This is a genomic window from Alkalibacterium iburiense (assembly GCF_039521845.1).
GTDB classification, from domain to species: domain Bacteria; phylum Bacillota; class Bacilli; order Lactobacillales; family Carnobacteriaceae_A; genus Alkalibacterium; species Alkalibacterium iburiense.
The window spans coordinates 1-285 of sequence record NZ_BAAACW010000038.1 but is presented as its reverse complement, the minus strand read 5'-3'; the positions used below and the strand labels follow the sequence as shown (position 1 = coordinate 285).

1 protein-coding gene is annotated in these 285 nt (G+C 44.9%); it reads right to left on the bottom strand.

The genetic code is table 11. The features are described 5' to 3' along the window. Positions 1-285 (bottom strand): transposase (locus ABDZ53_RS02985; protein WP_343753859.1); only part of this gene is annotated, 285 nt, incomplete at both ends.

Sequence of the window (285 nt, the reverse complement as noted above, 5' to 3'; positions counted from 1 at the left end):
TGATGATGCGATGAAGAGCGATAGGTCCCCGTTTCATGTAACGGCCAATATAGCCCAGTAACCCTTTTACACGTGTTTGACTCCTCTTAGGCGCATGGATATAGAACCCATCCGGGTTATTCTTATACGCGGCTTGTAGTAGTGGTTGGACTTGCTTTTTAGCGCGCTCTGACAAGACTCTTCGGATTAATTTCAAGACAACAGTCTGCCACTGTTTTCTTAGTTTGATGTAAGGGATATAGTCATATTGTTTCCATTTTCCATCCTTCGTCACCCCGCCCATTG